Source organism: Serinibacter arcticus, assembly GCF_003121705.1.
GTDB lineage: Bacteria > Actinomycetota > Actinomycetes > Actinomycetales > Beutenbergiaceae > Litorihabitans.
On record NZ_PYHR01000002.1, the window covers coordinates 2,461,456 to 2,481,715 of the forward strand.

Genomic DNA, 20,260 nt, shown 5'->3' on the forward strand with positions numbered 1-20,260 from the left:
GATAGAGCAGCCCAGCGCGTTTTCGTCGTCGGAGTCCTCCGTCGAGAACGTGTGAGTGTGCCGTATAGGCCCGTTCGAGCAGTGTCACGCGTGCTCGGCGACGGGCAGCGCGCGGTCGTGCGCCCGCAGCAGTGCGGAGGCCGTCAGGCCGAGGGCCACCAGCGCCGTCGCGACGCCGACCAGCACCGCGAGCGCCGTCGTCCAGCTCCCCGTGGTGTCGCGCACCCCGCCGATGAGCACCGGGCCGAGCGCCGCGCCGGCGAAGCCGACCGTCTGCAGCACGGTCTGGATGCCGCGCGAGTGGTGCTCGTCCCGTGCCACGTGCACGCCGAACGTGACGATCATGGTGAACGTCGCGCCTTGCGCGAGCCCGCCCACCAGCAGCGCCGCGAGCCACAGGTCGGGTGCCGTGAGCAGCAGCACCATGCAGACCAGCCAGCCCGCGGTCAGCACCGTCATCAGCAGCGCGAGTGAGACGCCGCGCACCCGCATCGCCACCGGCAGCAGCAGCGGGCCGGCGATGCCCAGCGCCATGAAGACGCTGACGCACACCCCCGCGGCGTCGGCCGTCAGGCCCGAGCGCTCCTGCAGCAGCGTCGGCAGCCAGGACGACATCGCGAAGTAGCACATGCCGTGCATCGCGAACGTGAGGCCGAGCACCCACGCGATCGGCAGCCGCAGCGCGCTGGGCCCGGAGGCGGTCGTGCGGCCGCCGCGACCCACGCCGTCGCGCACCACGCCGTCGACGCCGTCGTGCACCACGTCCCCGGCCACCTCCTCGGCCGCCGTCACGACGACGGCCGCGGCGGCCGCCACGCGCTCGCCGCGCGTGCTGACCCACCACACGACCGCGGCGAGGAACGACGTCGCCGACCAGATCGCCAGCCCGAGCTGCCAGCCGAGCAGCGCCACGAGCGGCGCCGAGACCGCGGCCGACAGGGCCGAGCCGATGTTGGTCGACGCGGTCTGGATCCCGTTCATGAGCAGCGCCCGGTGGCGGTAGCGACGCGTGACGAGCGTCGGGATCGCGATGTTCACGACGGCGACCGCGGAACCCAGCAGCACCGACCCGGCGAACAGGGTGGGAACCGGCCCCAGGGAGCGGAGGACGACGCCGAGCCCGACAGCGAGCGACGCCGCCGTCAGCGCCCGCGTCACGCCGATCGCCCCGACGATCCGCGAGGCGACCGGCGTGAGGATGGCGAAGCACAGCACCGGGATGCTCGTGAGCGCGCCGGCCGCGACGCCGTCGAGTCCGGTCTCCTGCTGGACGGTCAGCAGCACGGGTCCGAGGGCGACCGTTGGGATCTGGAGCTGGAGGCAGACCAGGACGAACGGGATCAGGCTCGTGGCGGCCTGGGCCCGGGTGCGTGTCATGGCCGCACCCTATCGAAACGATTCGAACGGTGCCGCGGGGCGCGCTCAGTACCCTGACCACGTGCGCAACGCCGATCTGCCGCTGCTCGACGACGAGACCCTCACAGCCGCGACGGCGCAGCGCCAGCACCTCGCCGCCAGGACGACCGGCGACGTCGAGACCATCGCCACCCACCTGCTCGGTCTGCAGGCGCAGGAGCCGTACGAGGCGTTCGTCGGGCTGTGGTCCCGGCTGGGCGGATTCGCGACGGCGGATCTCACTGCCGCGATGGACGAGCGGCGCGTCGCGCGCACTCACACGATGCGCCGCACGGTGCACCTGCACACGCGGGCCGACGCGCTCGCGCTGCGCGCGATCCACGACGAGATGCTGCGGCGCCGGACCGCCGACATCGTGCGCCAGGTGCGTGGCGCCGACGGCGTGACGATCCCCGTCGACCTCGACGTGCTGGAGCGGCTCGCTCGACCGCCTCTGGACGCCGCTCCGCGGCAGCTCGCCGACCTCGGGCGCGAGATCGCCGAGCCGTTCGCCCCTGCCCCGCCGCGCAGCCTCGGGGACGCGGCGATCGGCGTCGTGCCGCTGGTTCAGGTGCCGCCGCGCGGTACGTGGGGTCGGCGCGGTCCGGCCGCGTACACGACCTACGGGGCCTGGTGGGGTGAGGAGCCCCTCGCTCTCGGCGAGACGGACGCGCTCGCCGAGCGCTCCGGCGTCGTGCTGCGCTACCTGGCCGCGTACGGGCCGGCGGCGACGGCGGACGTGCGGGCCTGGTCGGGAGCCAGCGGCTTCCCCGAGGCGGTGGCGGCGCTCGGCGACCGGGTGCAGCGCTACCGCGACGAGCGGGGTCGGGTGCTGCTCGACGTCGGCGGCCGCGAGGTGCTCGACCCCTCGCTCCCGAACCGGGCGGCCGATCTGCCCGTGCGGTTCCTGCCGGCGTTCGACAACGCGGTGCTCGGGTACCACGACCGCAGCCGCGTCATCGACGACGAACACAAGCCGCTGAGCGTGGGTGGCGCCAGGTACGTGCTGGTCGCGGGACGCGCCACGGCGACGTGGACGGCACCGCTCGGCGGCCTGACCGAGGACCCGGTGACGGTCGAGGTGACGCCGCTGCGCCGCCTCACGCGGGGAGAGCGGGCGGCGGTGCGCGAGGAGGGCCACGCCCTGGCGACCTTCCTCGGCGGTCGTGCCGGTCGCGTCACGTTCGACTGACCCGCCCGGCCTGCGGCCTCAATCGCCCGGCTGCTCCGCCCACCACGCGCGCAGCCGCGCCTCGGCGTCCTCGGGGCTCAGCACGCCCTCGTCGAGCCGCAGCTCCATCAGCCACTTGTACGCCGTGCCCACCTGCGGCCCCGGCGTCAGGTCGAGGATCCGCATGATGGCCGCGCCGTCGAGCGCCGGACGCAGCGCCGCGAGCGACTCCTGCTCGCGCAGCGCGGCGATCCGGTTCTCCAGGTCGTCGTAGGCGTGCGACAGCCGCTCCGCCTTCTTGCGGTTGCGCGTGGTGCAGTCGGCGCGCGTGAGGCGGTGCAGCCGCTCGAGCAGCGGGCCGGCGTCCGTGACGTAGCGGCGCACGGCGGAGTCGGTCCACCCGCTCTCGCCGTAGCCGTGGAAGCGCAGGTGCAGCGCGATGAGGTCGCACACCGCCTCGGTCGTGGCCTTGTCGAACTTCAGCGCCTTGAGCCGCTTGCGGGCGAGCTTCGCACCGACGATCTCGTGGTGGTGGAAGGACACCCGGCCGCCCGGCTCGTTGCGCCGCGTGTCGGGCTTGCCGATGTCGTGCAGCAGCGCCGCGAGGCGCAGCACGAGGTCGGGGCCGGGGACCGCGCCGTCGGGCCCGGTCTCCAGAGCGATCGCCTGGTCCAGCACCGTGAGGGAGTGCGTGTAGACGTCTTTGTGGCGGTGGTGCTCGTCGATCTCGAGCCGCATCGCGGGGACCTCGGGCAGAACGACGTCGAGCACCCCGGTCTCCACCAGCAGCTCGATCCCGCGGCGGGGCGACGCCGCGAGGAGCGTCTTGACCAGCTCGGCCTGCACGCGTTCGGCCGAGACGATCTCCAGCCGCGGCGCGTACTCCGTCATCGCCGTCATCACGCCGGGGTCGACGTCGAGCCCGAGCTGGGCGGAGAAGCGGGCCGCGCGCAGGATGCGCAGGGGGTCGTCGTCGAAGGACTGCTGCGGCGAGGCGGGGGTGTTGAGCACGCCGTCGGCGAGGTCGGTCAGGCCGTCGAACGGGTCGACGAAGGTCAGGTCGGGCAGGCGGACCGCCATCGCGTTGACGCGGAAGTCGCGTCGCGACAGGTCGCCCTCGAGCGTGTCCCCGAAGACGACGGCGGGCTTGCGCGACCCCGGCCGGTACTCCTCGGTGCGGTAGGTCGTGATCTCGACGACGACGTCGCCGCGTCGTGCCGCGATCGTCCCGAACTCGCGTCCCACGTCCCAGGTCGCGTCCCCCCACGCGGTGAGGATCGCCTCGGTCTGGTCCGGCGTCGCGCTCGTGGCGAAGTCGAGGTCGGCGCTGCGCCGGCCGAGGAACGCGTCCCGCACGGGGCCGCCGACGAGGGCCAGCTCGTGGCCCGCCGAGGCGAACATCTCCCCGAGCGGATCGGTCTCGGAGGCGATGGTGGCGAGCACGGACAACGCGGTGCGCATGAGCGACGCCGGGGTGGCGCCGGTCGACGGAGGAGCCTGCATGGTCCCCAGGTTCCCACGTCCGCTGACCTAAGGTGGTGGGCATGTCCTCACCGTCGCCGGCGCCCCGCGCGCCCGGTCGGCCGGCACCGCCGCCCGTCCGGGCGCTGCGAGCGAGCGCCGGACTTCCGGTGGTGGACGAGACCTCCGCGGGCGGTCTGGTGGTCAACGTGGTCGACGGCGTCGCCCTCTGCGCGGTGATCGCGCGACGCAACCGCGCGGGTCGTCTCGAGTGGTGCCTGCCGAAGGGACACCTCGAGGGTGTGGAGACGGCGGAGCAGGCCGCGGTGCGCGAGGTCGCCGAGGAGACCGGTATCGTGAGCCAGGTCGTCCGCCACCTCGCGACCATCGACTACTGGTTCGCCGGCCACGACCGCCGCGTGCACAAGGTCGTCCACCACTACCTGCTGGCCGCGCTCGGGGGTGAGCTCACCACCGAGAACGACCCCGACCACGAGGCCGAGGAGGTCGCGTGGGTCGCGCTCGACGAGCTGGCCTCCCGCCTCGCGTACCCGAACGAGCGCCGCATCGTCGCCATGGCACGGGACGTGCTCGTCGGGGGCTCGTGAACACCTCCCGGGCCCGAGGCGTCCGGTGCCGCCGGGGCCTCCCGGACAGCGTCACCTCCGCCGTCGCGCCCTTCGGGCTGGCCCTCGCCCTCGTGCTCGGGCCCGCCGCGCTGGCCCTGCCCGCAGGGCCGTCCGCGAGCGCCACCCCGTCGACGTCGCCGAGCGACGACTCGAGCACCACCGCGAGCCCCGACGCCGACGAGCCCGCCGTCACCCTCACGCTCACCGACATGACGCCCGCCGTCGCCCAGCTCGGCGACACGATGGTGCTCACGGGCACGATCACCAACACCACCGACGCGGACTTCGTGGACCCGACCCTCCAGATCCGGGTGCAGCAGGCGGTCCCGGGCACGGCGGTCGCGATGGAGCGCTGGTTCGACGCGTCGACCGGCCCCCGGGGCCGGACCGTGCCGGGCCTGACGGGGCCGTACCCCGTGACGGTGCCGGCCGGCGGCTCCGCGCCGTTCTCCTTCTCGATCCCGGTCGACGGCGAGATCGGGTTCCCGATCCGCTACGACAACTGGGGTCCGCGCGGCCTCGAGGTCGCCCTCAGCCAGGGCGGCACGACCGTCACCGCCCGCACGATGGGCGTCTTCCACCCCGGCGAGACGGGCGAGGGTGAGACCGGCGAGGCCGTTCCCGAGGTCGACCTCCAGGTCGGGGTGCTCCTGCCCCTCACCCCGACGGCGCAGGAGTGGACCGACGCCCTCGCGCAGGGCCGCGCCGTCTCCGACCTCGCGGGGGAGCGCGTCCGCGACCTCGTCGAGGCCACCGGCCCCGCCGTCTCGTGGGCGCTCGACCCCGCGCTGCTCGGCGCACCCCTGGGGCTCTCCGGCGGGGCGACGGCGGGCTCCGACCCGACGGCGGCCCCGACCGACCCGACGACCCCGCCGACCGACACCCCGGATCCGGCGCCCGACACCGGCGAGGACCCGACCGACCCCGCCGACCCCGACGACCCCGACGCGCCCGCCGACCCGGCAGACCCGACCGACCCGGCCACCCTCACCGGCGACCTCGTCGCGGCCGCGGGCGACCGCGACATCCTCGCGCTGCCGTTCGCCGACGCCGACGTCCCCGCCCTGGCGGGCACGGGCGAGACGGGCCGGGACCTGCTGACGGCGGCGCGCGAGTCCGCCAACGAGCTGTTCGCCGCCGTCGGCCTCCAGGTCTCCACGACGACGGCGTGGCCCGCGGCCCCGGGCGTGAGCCAGGACGCGCTGAGGCTCGCGACCGGCGCCGGCTACTCCGCCGTCGTGCTCGACGGTGTCGAGGACCCCGACGACGCGGAGGGGGCCTCGACGTCGACGTCGGCCTCGGCCTCGCCGTCGGCCCGCACCGACGTGACGAGCGGCGCCGCGTCGGTGCCCGCCCTGGTGAGCGACCCCCGCCTGTCCGAGGCGGTGTCGGGCGAGGCACCGCCCGGGGCCACGACGTCGTCCGAGACCCTCGCCAGCCGGCAGTACGCGCTGGCGCTCAGCGCGGTGCTCGCCCGCGACGTCACGGCCGACCGCACCGTCCTCGTGACGGCGGACCGCACCGCCGTCGGGGCGATCGGGACGCCCGACGGCGGGAAGGCCGCCGCGCTCGGCTCGCGCGTCACGAGCCTTCTCGAGGCCCCGTGGGTCACGCCGACCGGGCTCGACGAGGCGTTCGCGAGCACGCCGTCGGCCGGACAGCGCACCACCCTGCCCGTCACCGGCGACGTCACGTCCGCCGCCTTCGCCCGTGGTGCCGACCTGGTCGTCGACGGACTCACCGAGACGATGGAGATCGGCAGCGCGCTCGAGCGGCCCGAGGTGCTGGACGGTGTCGACGACGTCCTGCGCACCGCGCTCTCCGGCGCGTGGCGGCTCGACGACTCCAGCCCGGCCGCGGCCACCGACGCGGCCGAGGCCGTCCTCCAGCCCTACCGCGACGCCGTGACGGTGTCGGTCCCCGCCAGCCTCGTAGACCTGTTCGCCGAGGAGGGCGCGGTGAACCTGACGCTGACCAACACGCTGGACCAGCGCGTCACGGTCGACGTCCGCATCACGCCCGACCAGCCCGCGCTGCGCGTGGACGACGTCGACCCGGTGACGATCGACCCGGGCGCGTCCACGAGCGTGCGCGTCCCGATGGTCGCCGTCGCGAACGGGCTCACGCGCGTCGACGTCGACGTCCTGAGCCCCGACGGCGCCGCGCTCGGACCGGTGAAGAGCTTCGACCTGCGCGTGCGGGCCGAGTGGGAGACGGTCGGCACGGGGATCGTGGCCGCCGGCCTCGGCGTCCTCCTGGTCATCGGCCTCATCCGCACGTTCCGCCGCGGTCGCCGCGGAAGCGACGGCAACGTTCCCGCACCGACCCCGACCGAGGAGACCCCCTGATGGCCGCCAAGCAGCGAGGCCTGGCGGGCGCCGCGGCCGTGATGTTCTCGGGGACGTTCGTCTCGCGGGGGCTCGGGTTCGTCCGGACGGCGATCCTCGCCGTCGCGATCGCGAGCGTCGGTGGGGCGAGCACCGCCTTCACGGTGGCCAACTCGCTGCCCAACACGATCTACATGCTGCTCGCCGGCGGCGTCATCAACGCGATCCTCGTGCCCCAGCTGGTGCGGGCCGCACGCGCGGCCGACGGCGGGCGCGACTACACCAACCGCCTGCTCACCGTCGCGGGTGTCGGCCTGCTCGTCATCACCGCACTCCTCACCCTCGGCGCGACCCTCCTGGTGCAGCTCTACGGCGGCGACATGCGCCCCGAGTGGCTCCCGGTCGCCTACGCCTTCGCGTTCTGGTGCGTGCCGCAGGTCTTCTTCTACGGGCTCTACACGCTGCTCGGCCAGGTGCTCAACGCGCGCGGCGTCTTCGGCCCCTACATGTGGGCGCCGACGGTCAACAACGTCGTCGCGATCATCGGGCTCGTCGCCTACCTCGTGATCTTCGGCGCGATGCCGCCGGAGCAGCTGGCGGCGGCGGAGTTCGGCGCCGATCGGGTGATGCTGCTGGCCGGGATGGCGACCCTCGGCGTCGCGGCGCAGGCCCTCGTGCTCGTGGTGCCGCTGTACCGCTCGGGCTTCCGCTACCGGCCGGCCTGGGGTCTGAAGGGCCTCGGCGGCGCGAGCCGCATGGCCGGGTGGACCTTCGCGGCGCTCGGCGCGGGGCAGCTCGGACTCATCGCCGTCTCGCGCGTCGCCTCGAGCGCGGAGAACGTGGCCGCGACGACGCCGGGCATGACCGCCGACGCGATCCCCGGCAACTTCGTCTACGCCACGGCGTTCATGATCTTCATGCTGCCGCAGTCCCTGGTGGTGGTCTCGCTGATGACGGCGATCTTCACGCGACTGTCCACCAAGGCGGCCGCCAAGGACGGTGGGGGCGTGCGCGACGACCTGTCGCTGGGCATCCGCACCGTCGGGGTGTTCACCGTCCCGGCGTCCGTGCTGCTCCTCGTGCTCTCCGTCCCCGTCGCCCGCGCGATCACCGTGGGCAGCGCGAGCCTCGACGCGGACGCCGCGCTCGGGAACACGATCTGGGCGCTCGCGCTGGGCATCCCCGCCCTCGCGATGTGGAGCGCCGTCCAGCGCGCGTACTACGCCTACGAGGACGCCCGGTCGCTGTTCTGGATCCAGGTCGCCATGGCCGTGGTCGTGGCGGGCGGCACGCTGAGCAGCCTGCTGTGGCTGCACCCGGCGAACTGGGTCCCCGCCGCGGGCGTGTGGATCTCCGTGTCCTACGGCATCGGCGCGCTCGTGGGCTTCCTCGGGCTGCGCCGTCGCCTGCCGAGCCTCGACGGGTCGCGCATCCTGCTCACGCACCTGCGCCTCACGCTCGCCGCCGTCCCGATGGCGCTCCTCGGCGGCCTCGCGATCGGGCTCTGGGGCGCCGACCGCGGGCTCGTCGTCTCCGTCGTCCAGCTCGTCGTGATCGGTGGCGCCATGGGGGCGCTGTACCTGTGGCTGGCGCAGCGCCTGGGCGTCACGGAGATCGCTTTCGTCACCTCGCGCGTCGCGTCGCTGGCGCGGCCGTTGACCGCGCGTCTGCGTACCATGACAGGAGCGCGACGGGGGGCCCCGCGCGAGACGACTTCGACGGGAGAGCACCGGGTGGTTTCCACCGACTCAGTCACCGGCGGCATGCTCCTCGCCGACCGATTCCTGGTGGGTGAGCAGATCACCGCCACGGCCACCGGCGTGCGCCGGTGGACCGGTCACGACTCCATCCTCGAACGGGACGTCGAGGTCCTCTCCGTCTCGGGCGACCACGCCGACGAGATGCTCGACGCCGCACGCCGGGCCGCCCTCGTCACCGACCCCCGCCTGCCCAAGGTGCTGCGCGTCGGCGAGTACGAGGGCACCGGCTACGTCGTGCTCGAGCCGCTCGGCGGCACCCCGCTGACCGACGTCCTGGCCCACGGTCCGCTGACCCCCGACGTCGCCCGCTCCGTCGCCGGCGAGGTCGCCGGGGCGCTCGAGGCCGGGCGCCGCCGCGGCGTCCACCACGGCGCGCTCACGGCGGACTCCGTGACGATCACGTCCGCCGGTGCCGTCCGCGTCGCCGGGCTCGGGGTCGACGGCGCCGCACGCGGCGTCAGCCGCAGCGCCGGCGAGGCCGCCCGGGCCGACGCCGAGTCGCTCGTCCACCTGCTGCGCACCATGCTCGGCGAGAAGGGCGACGACGCGGCTCGCGCCGAGCTGCTCGCCGCGGTTCCCGAGACCGTGCGCACCGCGTCCAACCTCGTCGTCGCGCTCGCGCCGTGGCGCCCCGTGCCCCCCGCGTCCGCGCTGACGGCCGGGCAGCCGGGTCCGACGTCGACCGCAGCGGTCGCGACGCTCGGCGAGGACGTCGACCCCGAGGCGACCCACGTCGCCGACGACGACGCGACCTCCACCCCCGCCCCGTTCGACCCCGAGGCCACCCACGTCGCCGGGTCCGAGGACCCCGCGAGCGACGAGGAGATCGTCGAGGCGCTGAGCAACAAGCTCGTCGCCGAGGCCGGCGCGACCGGCGCCCCGGGCGTTCCCGGCTGGGCGCCCACGCTGGCCGAGGGTCCGTCCACCGGCTCGTTCGCGGCCATCGACGCCGACGCCGTCCCGTCGTCCGGCCCGGCTGCGGCCGGGGACGGCGCCGTCGCCGCCGGAGCCGCAGGTGCGGGTACCGGTGCCGCGGTCGCGGGTGGGTCCGGCCTCGGCCGCACCGTGCGCGACTGGTTCCGTCGTCTCGACGCCGTGATCCCCGCCGAGCGCCACACGAGCGCCGCGTCCTCCGCGCCGATCGAGCCCGCCCCCGCGGGTGGGTCGCCAGGGACCGACGCCGCCGAGGGAGACCGTCGAGCCGAGGCAGAGCCCGAGCCCGACGTCCCCGTCGTCCCGCCCGACACGTCCGGCTGGACCGTCCGCCCGACGGGCAACCTCGAGGCGGCGCCGAGCACCTTCTCCGAGGCGCTCGGCGACCCCGCCACCCTCGCCGAGGCCCCGCCGTCGAGCCGCCACAGCTCCGGGGCGGGTGACGGCGCGATCGCCGCGTTCACCTCGGGCCTGCTGTCTCGGGTCGGCGCGAGGGGCGAGGACGACCCGGCCGGCACGACCGCGACCGGCAGCGAGCGCGAACCCGACGTCTCGGCCGATCACGACGACCATCACGACGACGACGTGGCTGCCGGCACGCACGTGCTGCCGGCCACCACCGCCGGCGCCGCCGTGACCTCGCGGATCTCCGAGGCCGCGGAGGCCGCCGAGCCGACGCCCGTACGGGGTCTGGAGCGCCCCGAGTTCCGACCGGTGCACCCGGCCCAGCCGGCCGACGCCCCGGCCCCGGCCTCCATCGTCGAGCCGACCCCCGCGCCCCGACCGGCGCCGAAGCCGACGAAGCAGCCGAAGCCCACGGCGCAGCCGAAGGCCCGCCCTGCGGCCGACCGACCGGTCTCCGCCGCCCGTGACGCCGACCGCTACGAGGTCCCGGACCGCCGCCCGCCCGGCCGCATCCCCGCGACACCGTTCGTCCTCGTCCTCGTCCTCGCCGGCGTGGTCTGGGTCTGCTACCTCGCCGTGACCTCGCTCTTCAACGCGGCCCGCGGCGGAAGCGACGAGCCGGCGCCGAGCCCGTCCACGACGTCGACCCAGACGCTGCTCGACGACTCGACCGCCGGCGTCGTCCTCGCGCTCGACGCCGCGGACGCCGACACCGACGCCGACATCACTGACGACGTCGCGGCCCCGCCGTCGCCCGCCGACCTGCCGGCGGGAACAACCACCCCGCCGAACCCGTTGCTGATCGTGGGACCGCCCCAGCGCTGAGCACCCGCTCGGCCGCCGCGGCGCCCCGGAGGAGAGACACAGGACATGAGCACCGCAGACGTTCGCGACGTCATCATCATCGGCTCCGGCCCCGCCGGGTACACGGCCGGTGTCTACGCCGCCCGCGCCGACCTCAAGCCGCTGATCATCGCCGGCAGCGTCACCGCCGGTGGCGCGCTGATGAACACCACCGAGGTCGAGAACTTCCCCGGCTTCCGCGACGGCATCATGGGCCCCGACCTCATGGAGAACATGAGCGCCCAGGCCGAGCGGTTCGGCGCCGAGATCCGCTACGACGACGTCACCGAGGTCACCCTCGAGGGTGACGTCAAGGTCGTCACGACGGCGGAGGGTGACGTCGAGCGTGCGCGCACCGTCATCCTCGCGACCGGCTCCGCCTACAAGGAGCTCGGGCTGCCCGACGAGAAGCGTCTGTCGGGTCGCGGCGTCTCCTGGTGCGCGACGTGCGACGGGTTCTTCTTCCGCGACCAGCACATCGTCGTCGTCGGCGGCGGCGACTCCGCCGTCGAGGAGGCCACGTTCCTCACACGCTTCGCCTCGAAGGTGACGATGGTCGTGCGCCGCGACGAGCTGCGGGCCTCGAAGATCATGCAGGCGCGCGCCGCCGCCGACCCGAAGATCGAGATGGCCTGGTTCTCCGAGGTCGCCGCGATCCACGGCGCCGAGAAGGTCACGGGCGTGACGCTGCGCGACTCCCGCACGGGCGAGGAGCGCGAGCTCGACGCCACGGGCGTGTTCGTCGCGATCGGCCACCTGCCGCGCACTGACCTCGTCGCCGGTCAGATCGACCTCGACGACGCCGGCTACATCCGGGTCAACCACCCCACGACGGCCACCAACCTGCCGGGTGTGTTCGCGGCGGGCGACGCCGTCGACCACACCTACCGCCAGGCGATCACCGCTGCCGGCACCGGGTGCTCCGCCGCGCTCGACGCCGAGCGCTACCTCGCTGCTCTCGACCAGGCAGCCGAGGCGCCCGAGGGCAGCGTCGGCACGGTCGCCGTCGAGGAGACGGCCCCGCTGCCCGCCTGACGCCGCACCCGCACCACCACGAGACCGACCCGCCGACCCGGTGGGTCGGTCTCGCCGTCTCCGACACCCGTCCCCGGGGGACCGATGCGATACGCCGACCAGATCGTCCGCTTCCAGGAGTTCCTCCGGGCGACGGAGTCCGAGACAGATGACGCCCCTCCCGTGGCGCCGGAGCGCGCCGCCGAGGTGCTGCGCGATCTTCTGACGCGATCGGACCGCGCCGGGGCGGACCTCCGCGACCCGACGCCGGAGCTCGTGCGGTGGGTGCTGCGCGACGTCTCGGGCGAGGAGGCGGTCTCCGACGAGGACTACGACGCCGCCGTGACGGTGCTCGCGCAGTGGCTGCTGTTCCTCCGTCGCGACCTCGGGTGGCGGCGCAGCGAGCGCAACGTCGACCTGTGCTGGGACCTCGTCCAGCGCTACACGACGCGGCCGATCCCGCTCGGTGCCGTGGCCCGGATCGTCGACTCGACCCTGGCCACCGTCCTCGCGTCCTCGCCCGCCGCCGCCGAGGTGTCCCGGGCACTCCTGGTCCTGCCCGTCGTGCGGGCGCTGGAGCTCACGTGCCGGACGGTGGTCTCGCGGGAGGCGCTCTCGGCGGACCACGTCGTCTCCCTCGCGCAGCTGCCGCAGGACTCCGCGACGGCTGACGTCTGGCTGCTGGCCCTGGAGCTGTCCAGGCTCCTGGAGACCGACGACGACGGTTTCCTCCGCGCGGGCGACACCGTGGCGGACGCCGGCCGCATGCCCCGGGTGTCGGACCGCCTCGCCCGCAACCTCGTGGCGGGCCTCGTGCAGGCGGCGGTGATCCACCAGCCGCCCGACGACGCCCCGCGCGAGATCGGCGATGCCGCGTGGGTCCTCACCACGGTCGCCCTCGTGACCGCGTGCGACCCCACGCTCCTCGAGGCCGTCCCTGACGACCCCGACGACGAGGAGGAGTCGCTCCTCGAGCCGGTCACGGACCTGGCCACGGCGCTGCTCGGCGAGCGGGGGGACCTGGTCGAGCCGACCGTCGTGCACGTCGCCTCGGCGCTCGACGCGCTGACGTGGTCCGGGCTCCTCCAGCCCCTGACGCTGCCGCGCGGAGGCGAGACCCTCGCGGTCCCGACGGCGCTGCGACACGCCGTGGCCCAGGCCCTCGGCGACCTGTTCGGCACCGGCGATGACCACGAGACGGGGGTGAGGACGCTCGCCCCGGTCGAGATCGTCTCGACCCTCCCGGCCGGCACGTGGCTCGAGATCGCCGTCGAGGAGGCGGGAACGGTCCGCGTGGCTGCCGACGCCGACCTCGAGACCGTCAGGCGCGAGGTGACGACGGTGCTCGGGGTGGACCCCGTCGCCGCCGTGCTCTCGGGGGCGAGCGACGTCCCCGCCTACCGCTTCGCCCACCCCTCGATCCTCGACGCCTTCGACGACGACGGCGACGAGGTCGTCACCGACTCGACCGCCGCGCAGGTCGGTGGCGTGCTCGCGGTCGGCGACACGTTCTGGCTGCAGTACGTCGCCCAGGACGGCGACGAGCAGCACCGGACGGTCCGGCTGCGGGTGACGGGCTCGGGCGCGCCGTCGTGAGCACCCGGATCGCGGGCGTACGCTGGGAACTTCGCGAACCCGCAGCGATGGAGTGAACTGGTGACCACCATCAACGACGTGACCGACGAGACGTTCGCCTCCGAGGTCCTCGACGCCCCCGGCGTCGTCCTCGTGGACTTCTGGGCCTCGTGGTGCCGTCCGTGCACCCAGGTCGAGCCGGTCCTGGCCGAGCTCGCCACCGAGCTGGAGGGCCGCGTCCGCGTGGTCAAGCTGGACGCCGACGAGAACCCGCTGACCGTGCAGCGGTTCGGGATCACGTCGCTGCCCACGCTGATGATCGTGGCCGACGGCCAGGTCGTCACCCAGCTCATCGGCGCCCGTCCCAAGGCAGCCATCCGAGAGGCCCTGACCTCCCACGTCGCCGCCTGAGGGGCGTGACGTGAGCGCTCAGCCGCAGGTGGGCACCCGCCTCGACCCCTGGTACGGGTCGTACTCCCAGCGCACGCACGGCATGAAGGCGTCGGAGATCCGCGCCCTCTTCGCCGTCGCGAACCGGCCCGAGGTCGTCTCGCTCGCCGGCGGCATGCCGAACATCGCCGACCTCCCGATGGACTCGATCGCCGACGCCGTCGCCGATCTCCTGCGCCGCGACGGCTCGCGCGCCCTGCAGTACGGCTCGGGCCAGGGCGACCCGGTGCTGCGCGAGCAGATCACCGACGTGATGGCCCTCGAGCACGTCAACGCCCACCCGGACGACGTCGTCGTCACCACCGGCTCCCAGCAGGCCCTGGACCTGGTCGCGCGGATCTTCCTCGACCCCGGCGACGTCGTCGTGGCCGAGGCTCCGAGCTACGTGGGGGCGCTCGGCGTCTTCCGCGCGTACGAGGCCGAGGTCGTCCACACCCCGATGGACGCGCACGGGCTGATCCCGGAGGCGCTCGACGAGGTCCTCACCGCCCTCGCGGCCCGCGGCCGCCGCGCGAAGTTCCTCTACACGGTGCCGAACTTCCACAACCCGGGCGGCGTCACGCTGTCGCTCGAGCGTCGACCGCGCGTCATCGAGGTGGCGCGCAAGCACGGCGTCCTCATCCTCGAGGACAACCCGTACGGCCTGCTCGGGTTCGACGGCGAGCCGCTGCCCGCCCTGGCCTCGATGGCGCCCGACGACGTCGTCTACCTCGGCTCGTTCTCCAAGACCTTCGCGCCCGGCTACCGCATCGGGTGGGCGCTCGCGCCGCACGCGGTGCGCGAGAAGCTGGTGCTCGCCAGCGAGTCGGCGATCCTGTGCCCCTCCAACGCCGGCCAGCTCGCCGTCTCGACGTACCTGTCGCAGTTCGACTGGCGCGGCCAGGTCAAGGAGTACCGGCGGATGTACGCCGAGCGTCGCGACGCGATGGTCGGGGCGCTGCACGAGCACCTGCCCGCGGCCTCGTGGACGACGCCGGAGGGCGGCTTCTACGTGTGGCTGAAGCTCCCCGAGGGTCTGGACGCCCGGGAGATGCTGCCGCGCGCCGTCACGTCGCTGGTCGCCTACGTGCCCGGGACAGCGTTCTACGCCGACGGCTCGGGCGCCGGCCACCTGCGGCTGTCCTACTGCTACCCGACGCCGGAGCGCATCGTCGAGGGCGTGCGTCGCCTCGCGGGCGTCGTGAACGCGGAGTCCGACCTCGTCGCGATGTTCGGCACCGCGCCGTCGCGCGCCGGCGGCGTCGAGCAGCCCGGTCCGGGCACGCTGTGAGTGCCGTGGATCCCGGGCAGCCGCTCGAGGTGCTCGTCCTCGCCGGCGGGCTCTCTCACGAGCGCGACGTGTCGCTGCGGTCCGGGCGTCGGGTCGCCGAGGCGCTCGAGGACGCCGGCGCGACGGCGACCGTGCACGACGTCGACGCCGATCTCCTGGCCACGATCGACGCCCACCGTCCCGACGTCGTGTGGCCGCTGCTGCACGGGTCGACGGGCGAGGACGGCTCCATCCGCGACCTTCTCGAGCTGCTCGGCGTGCCGGCCGTGGGTACCGGCGCGGCCGGCTCACGGATCTCGTGGAGCAAGCCAGTGAGCAAGACGATTCTGGCGCGTGCCGGCGTCGCCACGCCCGCGTCCGTGACGCTGCCGGAGTCGATCTTCCGCGAGGTGGGGGCACGAGCCGTGCTGGACCGTGTCGTCGACCGCCTGGGGCTACCGCTCGTGGTGAAGCCGTCCAAGGGCGGCTCGGCGCTCGGCGTCTCCCTCGTGACGACGGCGGAGCAGCTGCCCCGCGCGATGGTCTCGTGCTTCTCCTACGGCGATGTCGCGCTGATCGAGCAGGCCGTGACCGGCGTCGAGCTCGGTGTGTCCGTGGTTGACCTCGGCGAGGGTCCGCGCGCTCTGCCGCCCGTGGAGATCGTGGTCGACGACGGGCTGTACGACTACGACGCGCGCTACAACGCCGGCCGCACCGAGTTCTTCGTGCCGGCACGGCTCGGCGCCGAGGCGCTCGAGGCCGCGCGGACGACGGCGGAGACGGCCCACCGGGTGCTCGGCCTGCGCGGGCTGTCGCGGACCGACATGATCGTCGACGCCGACGGCGTGCCGTGGTTCCTCGAGGTCAACAGCGCCCCCGGGATGACCGAGACGTCGCTGTTCCCGCTCGCCGCCGAGGCGGACGGCCTCGGCCTGCCGGAGCTGTACCTGCAGGTCGCCCGCGCCGCCGCGCACGCCTGAGGGCGACGCCTCGGTACCGCAGGGTTCGGGCCTCCCGGCGGCGGTGACATCACGAGAGCCACGCTGACGGGTCGCTGAGGGCCCGCCGACGGGCCGGGCTACCCGGGGGTGGCTGTGGTCGCGGCCGCGCCGGCCCCGGCTGCCCCGGCGAGCGGCGTCGCCTCCTGCGGAGCCAGAGCCTCGATGATGCGGTTGAGGTCATCCACGTTGGCGAACTCGATGGCGATGCGTCCCTTGCGCTGACCGAGGGCGATCTTCACCTTCGTGTCCCAGCGGTCGGAAAGACGGCGGCTCAGGTCGTCCAGCTCGGCCGCGTGCGCGCCGGTGCGGGGACGACGGCGGAGCTCGGGTCGCAGCGGGTCGTCGTCGTCGCCGAGGGCGACGATCTCCTCGGTGGCGCGGACACTCAGGCCCTCGGCGACGATGCGGTGCGCCAGGCGCTCCATCGCGGCCGGCTCGGTGAGACCCAGCAGGGCCCGGGCATGCCCGGCGGACAGCACCCCGGCGGCGACGCGGCGCTGCACGGCCGGCGGGAGGCGGAGCAGACGAAGCATGTTGGAGATCTGCGGACGTGACCTCGCGATGCGAGTGGCGAGCTCCTCGTGCGTGCACCCGAAGTCCTCGAGGAGCTGCTGGTAGGCGGCCGCCTCCTCGAGCGGGTTCAGCTGGGCGCGGTGGAGGTTCTCGAGCAGCGCGTCCCGGAGGAGGTCGGTGTCGGACGTCTCCCGGACGATCGCCGGGACGGTCTCGAGTCCGGCGAGACGGGTGGCGCGCCACCGGCGCTCACCCATGACGATCTCGAAGCGGTCGCCGACCGGCCGGACGACGATCGGCTGGAGGACGCCCACCTCGCGGATCGACGCCGCGAGCTCGGCGAGGTCGTCCTCGTCGAAGACCTGGCGGGGCTGGTTGGCGTTGGCGTGGACGTCGTCGACGGGAATCTCGGCGAAGTAGGCCCCGCTCACAGGAACGAGATCGTTCGTACTGACGTTCGAGTCCGAGTCCTGAGAGGCGGCGGTGTGGCTCGCGTGCGACTCCGCGATCCGAGTCTCCGAGTCGACGCCGTTGCGGATCTCGATCGACGAGGCGTCGTCGTGGGACGTGGTCGGGAGACCGGCGGGGAAGAAGACGTCGACCGGCCGCGAGGCTGTCGGCGCCGTGGGGATGAGAGCACCCAGTCCCTTGCCGAGTCCTGTCCGTCGCTTCTCGCTCATGCTGTGCCGTCCTCGCTGGTGGTGCTGGTCGTGGGGCCGGGGCGCCGGCTGATCTCGCGGGCTGCTTCGGCGTAGGCCAGGGCGCCGGACGACGAGGGGTCGTACTGGATCACCGACTGGCCGTAGCTCGGGGCCTCGGAGATGCGCACCGAGCGTGGGATCACCGTGCGGAGCGTCTGTTCCGCGAAGTGCTCGCGCACCTCGGCCGCGACCTCCCGGGCGAGATTCGTGCGGACATCGCTCATGGTGAGGAGGATGGTCGACACCGTGAGCGCCGGGTTCAGGTGCGCCCGGATGAGCTCGATGTTCTTGAGAAGCTGGCTCAGGCCCTCGAGCGCGTAGTACTCGCACTGGATCGGGATGAGCACCTCGGCCGCGGCGCTGAAGGCGTTCACCGTGAGAAGTCCGAGGCTCGGGGGGCAGTCGATGAAGACGTAGTCGATACGCCCCAGCCCTTCGGCCGTCCGATGCACGAGGTAGGACCGCAGCGCCTCGCGGAGGCGTGTTTCACGTGAATCCACGGTCACGAGCTCGATCTCGGCGCCAGAGAGGTCGATCGTGGAGGGGACGCAGAGCAGCTTGTCGTTGTAGGGCGAGGTCTGAACCACCTCGGCCATCGACGAGTCGCCGAGGAGGACGTCGTACGTCGACGGCGTTCCGGACCCGTGCTCGATGCCGAGGGCCGTCGAGGCGTTGCCCTGCGGGTCGTTGTCGATCACCAGCACGGTCAGGCCGGCCCGGGTCATCGCGGCCGCGATGTTCACGGCCGTTGTCGTCTTACCGACCCCGCCCTTCTGGTTCGCCACCGTGAAGACGCGGGTCTGAGACGGGGTCTCGAAGGTCGAACCGGAGATCACGGCGTGCCGTCGCTGGTCGGTCGCCACCTGGGCGCCCAGGGGGGTGTCGATCCCGACGTCCGGGATGGACTCCAGGAGCGCCGCCCGCCGCGCGGCGTCGTCGAGCGAGTCCTCGCCGGTAGGTCGTACATCGGTCACGTGGTTCGCCAGCCCTTCGTTTTGGTGTCGCCCTAGCCTACGGGGTGAACGCCCGTCGGGGCCGTGTTTCACGTGAAACTGTGGACGGCGTTGCGTCTGCACAGACCGGTGCATACAGATGTGGATGCCGATTCGAAAACCGCAGAATCTAGCGGATCGTACTGTGGACAGCTTGCCAGAAACTGTGGATGACAGTTGGGCCGTCCTCTCGTGTCGTGGCCTGGGCTCGCCACCAGCGAAGGGGGTTTCGTTGCTCCTGCTGGGTCTACCTCGGAACCTCCCGGGTCTCGCGAGCAGAGGCGAGTGGCCACCCAGGTGTTTCACGTGAAACGGGAACGTGCACCGTGACTGTCGACACGATTCGAGCTCGGAGGTCGCGATCAGTCTCTTAGCAATGCGCGTACTCCGGCGGACGGTGACTCGGCTCGTTGTGGGACGTACATCATCGCTGACGGGGGACGCGTGGACACGACGTACGGCCGCCATCGTCTGCGGACGGCATCATGCCGGCGCGGTGCGCTCGCTGGCGTGGCCGTACCCCCTGGCACAGTGACGATCGGATCGGGCTGCGGCGCGACGCCGGATCGGGTGCCGATGGTGTGCCCGCCAGCCGTTCGGTTGCTGCATTTGCGGCGCAGGTTCGGAAGGTCGGTACCAATCGTCGGTTCTATAGAGTTCGGGATCGGGGCCTCGGGCCGTTTCACGTGAAACCGGGATCAGGGACGACCGGATTCGCAGCAAGCGGTCAGTGCGACGGGTTGTCTGCGGACACGCGCCCGTTCAGGCATGGCTTAGACGGACCGCCGACAGGGCGACAAAGGTAGCCATGATGGTGCGCGACCAGGGCAGGCGATCACGCTCGGCAATGACCTCCCAAGCGAACCGATACGGAGCGGGGCACTGACATTACGCCCCACGCCAGGCAACGGAGATCCGCCACGTCGAAGGCGAGCACGTCACCCCGGTGCGACCCCCCCCCACCTAGGGGGCGTGAGGCAAGCCGGACGAGCGCTCGGCGCAGCACGCTAGATCCCTCATCCTTCGAGCGTGCTGAACGGCAACTGCCGTCGCTGCACAACATCTCGCGGCGCTACGGAGAAGGTCGGATTCCAGTTGTACGTGAACTGTTCCACGTGAAACGCCTGCCGCCGCTCGAGCTCCAGCCGTTGTATCCGTGGTCCACGCTGCAAACGGTGCGGCAGGCGTCGATAGCGGGCGTTGCGACGTCTTCGGGACGGTCCCGGTGGAGCACGTCATCGTGATGCGACGCTGTCCGAGGGCGAAAGAGCGGTGCGCACTTCCCGACAGCTAGCCCCAACTATGGGCATTCCTACCGCGTCTGGTTCCACGTGAAACGTCGGGCCTCCAGAGCAATTGTTGCGGGCGTAGCGGTGTATCAACCTACGGCCGTGGCGCACCACCAGGCCATCGGATCTTCGCCTTTGCGTGGACCGAGTCTTACGACTGCCCCAGATCCGTCGTGGTACGCCGTCACAGACCCACGATGTCCAGCTGATCACCGATGGGCGGCGACACAGTCAGGTCTCGGCCGTGGCTGGGCTCTCTGAGTTCCACTTCTCGGATGGGAACCGTCGGCCACGCCGACCACGACGCGCGATCGCAGACACGCTGCATCGCTCGCGTGCAGTGCAATGCGGTGAGGGCTGGGAGCTAGGTCCAGTTCCAGGACAAGATCCAGGACAAGGGCCAGGACAAGGGCCGGCGATGCGCCTTTGTCTCCAGAATGACCGGGAGGTCGGGCGTCACCAGCGGATCGTTTCACGTGGAACAGGCGATCTCGGAACCCACGTCTCCGGAGGACCCTGTCGGAGGTCACGCCTCCGAACGAGGCCGCAACC

The 20,260-nt window shown here is 73.0% G+C and carries 13 protein-coding genes; 9 read left to right on the top strand and 4 right to left on the bottom strand.

Features of this window, described 5'->3' with window-relative positions; all coding sequences use genetic code 11:
- Positions 1-84: 84 nt before the first annotated feature.
- Positions 85-1,377, bottom strand: a complete 1,293-nt coding sequence (locus C8046_RS11130; RefSeq protein WP_109229495.1) for a CynX/NimT family MFS transporter — start codon at positions 1,375-1,377, stop codon at positions 85-87.
- Between the two features lie 61 nt (positions 1,378-1,438).
- On the opposite strand from C8046_RS11130, the gene C8046_RS11135 reads away from it, so the two are divergent.
- Positions 1,439-2,587, top strand: coding sequence for a winged helix DNA-binding domain-containing protein (locus tag C8046_RS11135; protein WP_235866293.1), 1,149 nt, complete (start codon positions 1,439-1,441; stop codon positions 2,585-2,587).
- Positions 2,588-2,605: 18 nt separating this feature from the next.
- Here C8046_RS11135 and C8046_RS11140 read toward each other — a convergent pair whose 3' ends face one another.
- Entirely contained in the window at positions 2,606-4,069 is a 1,464-nt protein-coding gene (locus C8046_RS11140; protein WP_109229496.1) for a CCA tRNA nucleotidyltransferase, read from the bottom strand.
- Positions 4,070-4,110: 41 nt separating this feature from the next.
- Between C8046_RS11140 and C8046_RS11145 the strand changes: the two genes are divergently transcribed.
- The 8 genes from C8046_RS11145 (at position 4,111) to C8046_RS11180 (ending at position 16,192) form a co-directional block, all read left to right on the top strand.
- Positions 4,111-4,635, top strand: coding sequence for an NUDIX hydrolase (locus tag C8046_RS11145; RefSeq protein ID WP_109229497.1), 525 nt, complete (start codon positions 4,111-4,113; stop codon positions 4,633-4,635).
- Entirely contained in the window at positions 4,632-7,004 is a 2,373-nt protein-coding gene (locus C8046_RS11150; protein WP_109229498.1) for a DUF6049 family protein, read from the top strand. Before C8046_RS11145 ends, C8046_RS11150 begins: the two co-directional genes overlap by 4 nt.
- On the top strand, positions 7,004-10,906 hold the full coding sequence (locus C8046_RS19775) for a lipid II flippase MurJ (protein ID WP_268921368.1): 3,903 nt from the start codon (positions 7,004-7,006) through the stop codon (positions 10,904-10,906). The genes C8046_RS11150 and C8046_RS19775 overlap by 1 nt, the downstream gene beginning before the upstream one ends.
- Before the next feature lie 45 nt (positions 10,907-10,951).
- Complete coding sequence (trxB, locus tag C8046_RS11160; RefSeq protein ID WP_109229499.1) at positions 10,952-11,959, top strand: thioredoxin-disulfide reductase; 1,008 nt, start codon at positions 10,952-10,954, stop codon at positions 11,957-11,959.
- Between the two features lie 84 nt (positions 11,960-12,043).
- Positions 12,044-13,534, top strand: coding sequence for a hypothetical protein (locus C8046_RS11165; RefSeq protein WP_109229500.1), 1,491 nt, complete (start codon positions 12,044-12,046; stop codon positions 13,532-13,534).
- 60 nt (positions 13,535-13,594) lie between these two features.
- Complete coding sequence (trxA, locus tag C8046_RS11170) at positions 13,595-13,924, top strand: thioredoxin (protein ID WP_109229501.1); 330 nt, start codon at positions 13,595-13,597, stop codon at positions 13,922-13,924.
- 10 nt (positions 13,925-13,934) lie between these two features.
- Positions 13,935-15,233, top strand: coding sequence for a PLP-dependent aminotransferase family protein (locus C8046_RS11175; protein ID WP_235866294.1), 1,299 nt, complete (start codon positions 13,935-13,937; stop codon positions 15,231-15,233).
- 5 nt (positions 15,234-15,238) lie between these two features.
- Positions 15,239-16,192: a D-alanine--D-alanine ligase family protein gene (locus C8046_RS11180; RefSeq protein WP_109229502.1), complete on the top strand. Its 954-nt coding sequence runs from the start codon at positions 15,239-15,241 to the stop codon at positions 16,190-16,192.
- A 98-nt stretch (positions 16,193-16,290) separates the two neighbouring features.
- Here the strand turns inward: C8046_RS11180 and C8046_RS11185 are convergent, their stop codons facing one another.
- Together C8046_RS11185 and C8046_RS11190 are read right to left on the bottom strand one after the other, a co-directional pair.
- On the bottom strand, positions 16,291-17,406 hold the full coding sequence (locus C8046_RS11185; RefSeq protein ID WP_109229503.1) for a ParB/RepB/Spo0J family partition protein: 1,116 nt from the start codon (positions 17,404-17,406) through the stop codon (positions 16,291-16,293).
- The gene (locus tag C8046_RS11190; protein WP_328587593.1) at positions 17,403-18,401 is read right to left on the bottom strand and encodes an AAA family ATPase; all 999 of its coding nucleotides are present in this window, start codon (positions 18,399-18,401) and stop codon (positions 17,403-17,405) included. Before C8046_RS11190 ends, C8046_RS11185 begins: the two co-directional genes overlap by 4 nt.
- Positions 18,402-20,260: the final 1,859 nt, after the last annotated feature.

Bases quoted from the DNA above. Each gene is read 5' to 3' on its own strand.
- C8046_RS11145 (WP_109229497.1), top strand. From the start codon at position 4,111: ATGTCCTCACCGTCGCCGGCGCCCCGCGCGCCCGGTCGGCCGGCACCG.
- C8046_RS11140 (WP_109229496.1), bottom strand. From the start codon at position 4,069: ATGCAGGCTCCTCCGTCGACCGGCGCCACCCCGGCGTCGCTCATGCGC.
- C8046_RS19775 (WP_268921368.1), top strand. From the start codon at position 7,004: ATGGCCGCCAAGCAGCGAGGCCTGGCGGGCGCCGCGGCCGTGATGTTC.
- C8046_RS11130 (WP_109229495.1), bottom strand. From the start codon at position 1,377: ATGACACGCACCCGGGCCCAGGCCGCCACGAGCCTGATCCCGTTCGTC.
- C8046_RS11165 (WP_109229500.1), top strand. From the start codon at position 12,044: ATGCGATACGCCGACCAGATCGTCCGCTTCCAGGAGTTCCTCCGGGCG.
- trxB (WP_109229499.1), top strand. From the start codon at position 10,952: ATGAGCACCGCAGACGTTCGCGACGTCATCATCATCGGCTCCGGCCCC.
- C8046_RS11185 (WP_109229503.1), bottom strand. From the start codon at position 17,406: ATGAGCGAGAAGCGACGGACAGGACTCGGCAAGGGACTGGGTGCTCTC.